The following is a 7,823-nucleotide window of genomic DNA, read 5'->3' as shown; positions in this document are numbered from 1 at the left end:
CTGCAGTAGGATCGCGGCCGATCGGTGCCCCGCTGTCCTTGCTCATGAGGGAGACAATGGGAGAAAGTAACCTCGCTTCGCGCTCGGCGCGGCGCGGCGATGAACCATGTCCTCATGGATGCAAGGATCGTGGAAAGAGGTGCGTGGGCCGGGGGCCCGCCGATGTTAGGTAAGGAGGATGCGCTGAGCGTCAAACCATCTCGGAGTGCCACGGCTTCGCGTCTGATCACGGCGATGCTGCGCCCGTTCTGGCGCATGCGCCGGGGCATGACGCTCGGCGCGCAAGGCGTGGTGATCGACGAGCAGGATCGGGTTCTGCTCGTGCGCCACGGCTATCGGCCGGGCTGGTTTTTTCCCGGCGGCGGCGTGGAATGGGGGGAGACGCTGGAAGATGCGCTCCTGCGCGAGCTCGAAGAAGAAGTCGGCGTGACGCTTACGGGCCCGCCCGTGCTGCACGGCATCTTCTCCAACAACGCCAATTTCCCGGGCGATCATATCGCCGTCTATCTCGTGCGGGAGTGGTCGAGGGCGGGCGAGTACCGGCAAAAGGGCGAGATCGCCGAGACCGGCATGTTCGCGTCCGACGAGGTGCCGGCCCTGACGGATCTCGGGACGCGGCATCGCTTCGCCGAGATCTTCGATAACGCTCCGCTCAGCGCGCGCTGGAAGCCGTGAGCAATGAGCCCGGGCATCTCGCCTCAGAGACGCGCCCGATCGTGCGGTGCGGAATAGTCGATCTCCGGACCGCGCGGCACGATGCCGGTCGGATTGATCCAGGGATGGCTGCGGTAATAGTGGGTCTTGATGTGATCGAGGCGCACCGTCTCGGCGATGCCCGGGACCTGGTAGAGCTCGCGTGTATAGTTCGACAGGTTTGGATAGTCCGCGATCCGCCGGAGGTTGCACTTGAAGTGACCGACATAGACGGGATCGAAGCGGAGAAGCGTGACGAACAGGCGCCAGTCGGCTTCCGTCAGCGTGTCGCCGGCTAGATAGCGATGACGCCCCAAGCGCTTCTCGACCGCGTCGAGGGAGTCGAACAACGCTTTGAAGGCTTTCTCGTAGGCGTCTTGGCGGCTGGCGAAGCCGCAGCGATAGACGCCGTTGTTGATCGTGCCATAGACCTCGTCGTTGATCGCCTCGATCTCCGGCCGCAAGGGTGCCGGATAGTAGTCCGCACCCGTGGCGCCGGCGGCGTCGAAGGCGCTGTTGAGCATGCGGATGATCTCGGAGGATTCGTTGGAGACGATGGTCTCGCGCTTCTTGTCCCACAGGACCGGTGTGGTCACGCGGCCGGTGAAATCCGAAACCGCCTTGAGATAGACATCGGCAAGCTTCTCGAGGCCGTTGACGCGGTCGCCGGTCGCCCCCTCGAAATTCGTGTCGAAGGTCCAGCCTTTGTCGCCCATATAGGGGTGGACGACGTCGAGGCTGATCGCGTCCTCGAGCCCCTTCAGCTTGCGGAAGATGATCGTCCGGTGCGCCCACGGACATGCATACGAGACGTAGAGATGGTAGCGGCCTCGCTCGGCTCGGAAGCCGCCTTCGCCGCTCGGGCCGGCGGATCCGTCCGCGGTAATCCAATTGCGCAGCGTGGTGGGTTCGCGCTCGAACTGTCCGCCATGGGCCTCGGTATCGTAGCCCTTGTCGTACCAGACGCCGTCAACGAGAAGTCCCATGCCGCTCCGTGTTGGTCTTGCGGCTTACGCGTCGCCGCCGGCAAGCTTCATGGCGATCTTGGCGACGTGGTGGCCTTGGAAGCTCGCGAGGTTGAGCTCCTTCTGGGAGGGCGTGCGGGAACCGTCGGGCGCGGCGATGGTGCCGGCGCCGTAGGGCGAGCCGCCTTTCACCTCGCTGATGTCGGGAAGGTCAGGCGCGGAGTAGGGCAGGCCGACCACGACCATGCCGTGATGGAGCATCGTCCAGTGGACGGAGACGATGGTGGTCTCGTTGCCGCCGCCGGTCGAGGTCGAGGTGAAGACGCTGCCGACCTTGCCGATCAGGGCGCCCGAAACCCAGAGCGGGCCGGTCTGGTCGAAGAAGTGGCGCATCTGGGCGGACATGTTGCCGAAGCGGGTCGGTGTGCCGACGATGATGCCGTCATAATCTGCGAGTTCCTGGGGCTCGGCGATGGGGGCCAGCTGCTCGACTTTCATGCCGGCGCCGCGCATGACCTCCTCGGGCATCAGCTCGGGCACGCGCTTGACGGCGACCTGGGCGCCTTCCACCGCGCGCACGCCGTGGGCGATCGCGTAAGCCAGAGTCTCCGTGTGCCCGTAGGACGAATGATAAAGAACGAGCAGTTGCGCCGTGTCCGCCATGAAAAGCCCCCGCTTGACCTTAAGGGGCGTGGCTTCACGGCCCCTCCTCGCCAGTCTTTAGTTTAGCAGATTCAACAATGTGACGAGAGGCGATAACACATACTGAACTTGGACGGCTTCGTAAACTTAACGAGATATCGTCGCATCCGGCCGCCCGGAGCGCTGGACCTCGGGGCGCCGTCCATGATAAGGCAGCGCCGCTATGTGGACGAGAAGCACAAATTCGGCCTTTCCCCGACGACGAGCGCGCGCCCGCTTTACGCGGACTGCTTAGCCTCGCCGCCGCCGCCTCGTCCTGTTCTCTCGAAGAATCGCGTTTGGCGCCTGCCGGTGGGAGATTTCCCTCGACCCGCAAATTTGGTGCGAACGCCATGACCTTTGAAATCCGCCTCGAGACTGCCGCCGACGCGCCGGCTCTGTCGAAACTATCCGCGCAAGCCTCGGGCCTGGCCGCTTTGCCCGCACCGCGTATCGGGTGCGCGAGGGCGTGCCGCCGGTCCAGCCGCTCAGCCTCACCGGCTGGCTGGACAACGCGCTCGTGGGCGGCGTCCGCTTCACGGCGATCAAGATTGGCGGCCAGGAAGGCGGCGCACTGCTTGGGCCGCTCGTCGTGGATCCGTCCGTCAAAGGCCAGGGCTATGGCAAGGCGCTGGTCGGCGAGGGCCTGACGCGGGCAAGTGCCGAAGGCTTCGGCTTCGTGCTGCTCGTGGGCGACATGCCGTATTACGGCCGCTTCGGCTTCGCGCCTGTCGCGCCCGGCACGATCACGCTGCCGGGTCCGGTGGATCCTGGCCGCTTGCTTGCCGTGGCGTTGGAGGCGGGCGCGCTTGAGGGCATGACCGGGGCGGTTGCGGCGCATCCGCGCTAGCTGCGGGCCTACTAGTGGCCTTCGCGGAACCACGTCGCGGCGAGAAGGCCGAGCAGCAGCGCCAGCGCGAGGAAGCCGGTGAACAGCGGGAAAAGCCGCACGCCCTTGACGTGATAGGCATCGCGCTTGTGCAGGCCGAGCCAGTCGCCGCCATGCATCACATGGCCGCTGCGGATCATCGCGAGGCGGGGCAGGTCGGAGGCCTCGCCCGCCTCGCGGCCGAGCCAGAAGGCGCCGCCGCCGGTTTCCTCCAAGATCGGGCCGAGCGGTCCGTCGGTCGCGGTCACCGCGGCGAGCTCGCGGGTGTTCGCCTTGCCCACGGTGACGATGCTGGCGAGTTCGCCCGAGGACACGCGGTAAACGCCTTGCTCGTCCACGGTCATGGTCTTGCGCCAGATCCCTCGCTCGCCCTTGTCGAGGGTGACCGTCTCTTCCTCGCCGGACGGCGTGGTCACGGTGACGGGCTCGACCTCGTCCTCGATGGAGCGGCGCTCGATGATGAGCGTCTGTCCCTTGCTCGTGGCCTTCAGGGTCTCTTCCTCGAGCTCGGGCTCCTTCATCAGCCAGTGGGCCAGGCGGCGCAGCAGGTCGGAGTAAGGTCCGCCGCCGTCATAGCCGCGCGCCCACAGCCACGCGTGGTCGGAAAGCAGAAGCGCCACGCGGCCCTTGCCGCGTTCGCCGATGACGAGAAGCGGTTTGTCGTCGGCGCCCTTCATGAGGACTTCACCGTCTTGCGGGCTGACATCGACCACGCGGAACCACCGGCCCCAGGTCGGCTCATCGCCATTGGCACCGCCGCGTGCGCCGGGCAGCTCGCTGGTGACGGGATGCTTCCCGCCGAGAACGGTGAGTGCCGGCTTGAACGGCTTCTCGATGACGCGCCCCGACGGTACCGCCGGCAGGATCTGCCCGAGCGGCGTACGGTAAAGACTGAGCGCGGAGGCGTAGTCGTCGCCGGAAGAGACGAGCACCGCGCCACCCCGTTCCACATAGCGGGCCACGTTCTCCAGATAGAGCAAGGGCAACACGCCGCGGCGCTGATAGCGGTCGAAGATGATCAGGTCGAACTGATCGAGCTTCTCCTGGAACAACTCGCGGGTGGGGAAGGCGATCAGTGAAAGCTGATTGATCGGCGTGCCGTCCTGCTTCTCCGGGGGACGCAGGATGGTGAAATGCACGAGGTCGACGGCGGCGTCGGACTTCAGCATGTTGCGCCACGTGCGCTCGCCGGCCATGGGCTCACCGGAGACCAGAAGCACGCGTAGGTTCTCGCGCACGCCCTCCACGGTGAGCAGGGCACGGTTGTTGATAGTGGTCAGTTCGCCCGGTGCGGTGTCGGTCTCGATCTCCACGATGTTCGGCCCTGCGTGGTCGATCTCCACGGGGATTTCGACGGTCTCGCCGACGCGGACGGTCTTGGTCTTCGACGCTTGGCCTTGATGCGTAATGGTCAGCGTGGCGATGTCGGTCTCGCCCGGCTTCGTCTCGGTGACCTTGACCTCGATGGATTGGTTGCTGCCCACGATGCCGAAGCGCGGCGCGGCCGTCACTTCGAGCCTGCGGTCGAACTCGCCCTCCTTGCCGGTCAGCAGCGCATGCACCGGCGCATCGAAACCGAGCGCGGACGCCGATCCCGGCACGTCGTGCACTTCGCCGTCGGTGATCATGATCACACCGGCCAGACGATCGGGCGGCACGTCCGCGAGCGCTTGACCGAGATCGCTGAACAGCATGGTGCCGTCACGGTCGCTATCGGCGACGGTCGAGGTCGACCGGACGAAACGCACGTCGAGATCCGGGACCGTCTTGAGACGTTCCTCCAGGCCCTTCCGCACCTCCTCGGTGCGCTTGGTGCGTCCGGCGATGGTCTGACTTTGGCTGTCGTCGATCACCACAGTGACGATGTCGTTGAGGGGCTCGCGGTCTTCTTGTTTGAGGTGCGGGTTCGCAAGCGCCAGCATCAGCATGGCAAAGGCGAGCAACCTTAGGACGGCGCCGCGACGGGCACGCCAGAACAGCAATGCGAGCAATGCGACGCCGATTCCGGCGACGATCCAGAGAACCGGCCAGGGGACGAAGGGAAGGAACTCGATGGACCAGCTCATGATCTACTGTCCCAGACGCTCGAGGAGGGCGGGAACATGCACCTGATCGGCCTTGTAGTTGCCGGTGAGCGCGTACATCACCAGGTTTACCCCGGCGCGAAACGCCATCTCGCGTTGCACCTCGCCGCCGGGGACGACGGGATAGATCGGCCGGTTCGCTTCGTCGAGCGCCCAGGCCGAGGCGAGATCGTTCGAGGTGATGACGAGGGAACTCACGCCGTCGGTGCGGCGCGACCGCTCGCTGCGCTCCGCCTCGTCGGCAGGCTCGGCCTCGAGCCACAGCGAGCCGCCGTCCCACCGGCCGGGGAAGCTGTTCATCAGATAGAACGACTTGGTGAGCACGTGGTTTTCCGGCACCGGCTCGAGCGGCGGGATGTCGAGCTGACCGATCAGGCGGGTCAGCGCCTTGCCTTGGGTGCCGCCATAGGCGACGCGCTCCTGATCGCGCGTGTCGAAGATGATCATGCCGCCTTGCTTCATATAGGCGTCGACCTTGGCGAGGGTCTTGTCCGACATCGGCTCGCTATCCTCGCGCACCGGCCAATAAAGAATCGGGAAGAAGGACAGCTCGTCGCTCTCGATATCGACGCCCATGGGCGCGCCGGGCTCGAGCGCCGTGCGGGCGCGCAGGACCTTGCTCAGGCCTCCGAGGCCTTCCTCGCTGGTACGGTCGATTTCAGCGTCCCCGGTCAGCACATAGGCGAGACGCGTCTTGGTCGAAGCTTGGAGGGCGAAATCGTCGGCCGGATTACCGGTCGTCTCAGGCGCGCGCTCCGCCCCGGCCGCGGACGCCGGTGCCGGCAACGCCAAGGGTACGAGAGCCAATACAAAGGCGATTGCGGCGGCGGTTGCCATTTGACGCCGCCGGAAGCGGAAGCCCGTGCTCAGTGCGAGCACTGCGAGGATATCGAGGCCAAACAGGGCGAGCGCGGCCACGTAGAGCCAAGGCTCGAGAGCCATGGGCTTCTTCAAAGTATAGCCGCTCACCGCGCTCGCACCTTCCACGGGAGGGAGCGGTGTAAGCTTGGTGACCGGCGTCACGATGTTGAGCGCACGGGCCGCGCCCGTTGGCCCGTAATAGCCGGGCGGATGATCGGGGCCCGGTACGGTCTTGGCGAGTTGATCCGGTGCGATCGGTGCGGCGCGCAGCGGCGGCGGCACCAACTGTCCGAAACCGTCCAGGGTTTGGATGGGGGAGAGCGCGGTGGTCGAACTGGCTTGCGGCGTGCCGGCCTCGATCGTGGCGCCTTCTTCGTCCGTCGGGGCCCCACTTGGCTCGGGCCCAGGGCGATCGCGCGGCGGAGCATCTCCACGAAGAGGCCGGAAAGGGGCAGGTTCGACCAATCGGAGTTGGCGGTGACGTGGAACAGCACGATCCAGCCTTCGCCTTGCTTGGCGGCGGTGACAAGCGGCGTACCGTCGGCGAGCGTTGCCCAGACCTCGGCATCCATGGCTACGGTGGGATCGGCGAGCACTTGCCGGTTCACGCGCACGTCCTCAGGGACCTCGAGCCCATCGAACGGGCTCGTCTCTTCGAACGGCGCCAGCGGCTGCGGCGTGCTCCAGGAGAGCGAACCGCCCAGGGAGCGCCCGCCACGGCGCAGCGCTACGGGCAACAGCTCGTCGCCGCCTTGCTCGAGCCGGGGGCCGGCAAAGCGGATCAGGACGCCGCCCTGGCCGAGCCACTCTTCGAGATCTTCCTGCGTTCCGGCGACCAGCTTACCGATATCGGCGAGCACGATGGTGGAGACGCGTTGTTTTTCGATCAGGTCTCGCACCGCGGTCGCGGCATTGCGCTCATTCGGTGTGATGACGTCGGCATAGGGCGACAGAGCGCGTTCCACATAATAGAGCGGCGATAGGAGCGGCTGCGCCTCCTCGCGGGATTCGCCTGAGACGATGCCGACGCGGTGCCACTGCGAGCTGGCATCGAGCAGATGCACGGCGCCCGCGGAGCGCTCGCCCTTGATCTGGATGCGCGCCACCTGATTGCGGATCTCGAGCGGCAGATCGAAGCTCGCCTTCGCTTCGCGCTGACTCGCCTCGATGGTGAAAGGTGCTTCGCCGAGCGGCTCGCCGCGTCCGGTCAGGGCTCTGACCGTGCCTTTGCGCGGGCCGTCGGTGCCGCTCAGAACACGTCCGGCCAGCACGCCGCCTTCGCCGGTGCTTGACCGAGGCCAAGCGGCGTATCGCCCGTTTCGGGCTGAAGCACGGTGAGACTGCCGCCGCCGCCCGCAAGCTTGGCGAGGCTCGCCGTGAAGGTTTCGCCCTCGCCATAGTTGAGGCCGTCGGACAGCCAGACGACGCTATAGCCGGTCTTGGTCGCGAGATCTCTGTCCAGAGCCGCGGCGAGCTTCGCGCGGTCGGGTGCGTAGGGCTCCGGGTTCAGGCCGGTGATGCGCTCTTGGGCCGCGTCGGCGGGAACGGGTTCGCCGATCGGCTGGTCCGAGGCGGTCGGCGCAAGCAGAACGGTACGGCCGTCGCGGCTGGCGCGGTCGATGGCCGCGGCGATGGCCTCGCGGCGCCCGG

The 7,823-nt window shown here is 66.4% G+C and carries 7 protein-coding genes and 1 pseudogene; 2 read left to right on the top strand and 6 right to left on the bottom strand.

Going from position 1 to position 7,823, the window contains the following annotated elements; all coding sequences use genetic code 11:
• Positions 1-162 precede the first annotated feature (162 nt).
• A complete protein-coding gene (locus AUC71_RS02330) occupies positions 163-675 on the top strand; it encodes an NUDIX domain-containing protein (RefSeq protein ID WP_069622976.1) in 513 nt (170 codons plus the stop codon).
• Positions 676-698: 23 nt separating this feature from the next.
• Here AUC71_RS02330 and AUC71_RS02325 read toward each other — a convergent pair whose 3' ends face one another.
• On the bottom strand, positions 699-1,679 hold the full coding sequence (locus AUC71_RS02325) for a glutathione S-transferase family protein (protein ID WP_069622975.1): 981 nt from the start codon (positions 1,677-1,679) through the stop codon (positions 699-701).
• 24 nt (positions 1,680-1,703) lie between these two features.
• Positions 1,704-2,321: an NAD(P)H:quinone oxidoreductase gene (gene wrbA, locus AUC71_RS02320; RefSeq protein WP_069622974.1), complete on the bottom strand. Its 618-nt coding sequence runs from the start codon at positions 2,319-2,321 to the stop codon at positions 1,704-1,706.
• A gap of 475 nt (positions 2,322-2,796) precedes the next feature.
• Between wrbA and AUC71_RS02315 the strand changes: the two genes are divergently transcribed.
• On the top strand, positions 2,797-3,189 hold the full coding sequence (locus tag AUC71_RS02315) for a GNAT family N-acetyltransferase (protein ID WP_342021639.1): 393 nt from the start codon (positions 2,797-2,799) through the stop codon (positions 3,187-3,189).
• A gap of 11 nt (positions 3,190-3,200) precedes the next feature.
• Here AUC71_RS02315 and AUC71_RS02310 read toward each other — a convergent pair whose 3' ends face one another.
• The 4 genes and pseudogenes from AUC71_RS02310 to AUC71_RS19125 all read right to left on the bottom strand — a co-directional run.
• Positions 3,201-5,294: a hypothetical protein gene (locus tag AUC71_RS02310; protein ID WP_069622973.1), complete on the bottom strand. Its 2,094-nt coding sequence runs from the start codon at positions 5,292-5,294 to the stop codon at positions 3,201-3,203.
• A gap of 3 nt (positions 5,295-5,297) precedes the next feature.
• Complete coding sequence (locus AUC71_RS02305) at positions 5,298-6,149, bottom strand: DUF4159 domain-containing protein (RefSeq protein WP_244500763.1); 852 nt, start codon at positions 6,147-6,149, stop codon at positions 5,298-5,300.
• A gap of 182 nt (positions 6,150-6,331) precedes the next feature.
• The gene (locus tag AUC71_RS20665) at positions 6,332-7,444 is read right to left on the bottom strand and encodes a type 1 glutamine amidotransferase family protein (protein WP_244500762.1); all 1,113 of its coding nucleotides are present in this window, start codon (positions 7,442-7,444) and stop codon (positions 6,332-6,334) included.
• Positions 7,423-7,823, bottom strand: a pseudogene (locus tag AUC71_RS19125) (hypothetical protein); the annotation flags it as partial. The gene AUC71_RS20665 and the pseudogene AUC71_RS19125, both read right to left, overlap by 22 nt.

It is taken from the genome of Methyloceanibacter marginalis, assembly GCF_001723295.1.
Taxonomy (GTDB): Bacteria; Pseudomonadota; Alphaproteobacteria; order Rhizobiales; family Methyloligellaceae; genus Methyloceanibacter; species Methyloceanibacter marginalis.
This window is presented reverse-complemented; position numbering and strand designations above follow the sequence as displayed.

Excerpts from the sequence above, each read along its gene's own strand:
- AUC71_RS02330 (WP_069622976.1), top strand. The coding sequence starts at position 163 with ATGTTAGGTAAGGAGGATGCGCTGAGCGTCAAACCATCTCGGAGTGCC.
- AUC71_RS02325 (WP_069622975.1), bottom strand. The coding sequence starts at position 1,679 with ATGGGACTTCTCGTTGACGGCGTCTGGTACGACAAGGGCTACGATACC.
- AUC71_RS02305 (WP_244500763.1), bottom strand. The coding sequence starts at position 6,149 with ATGGCAACCGCCGCCGCAATCGCCTTTGTATTGGCTCTCGTACCCTTG.
- wrbA (WP_069622974.1), bottom strand. The coding sequence starts at position 2,321 with ATGGCGGACACGGCGCAACTGCTCGTTCTTTATCATTCGTCCTACGGG.
- AUC71_RS02310 (WP_069622973.1), bottom strand. The coding sequence starts at position 5,294 with ATGAGCTGGTCCATCGAGTTCCTTCCCTTCGTCCCCTGGCCGGTTCTC.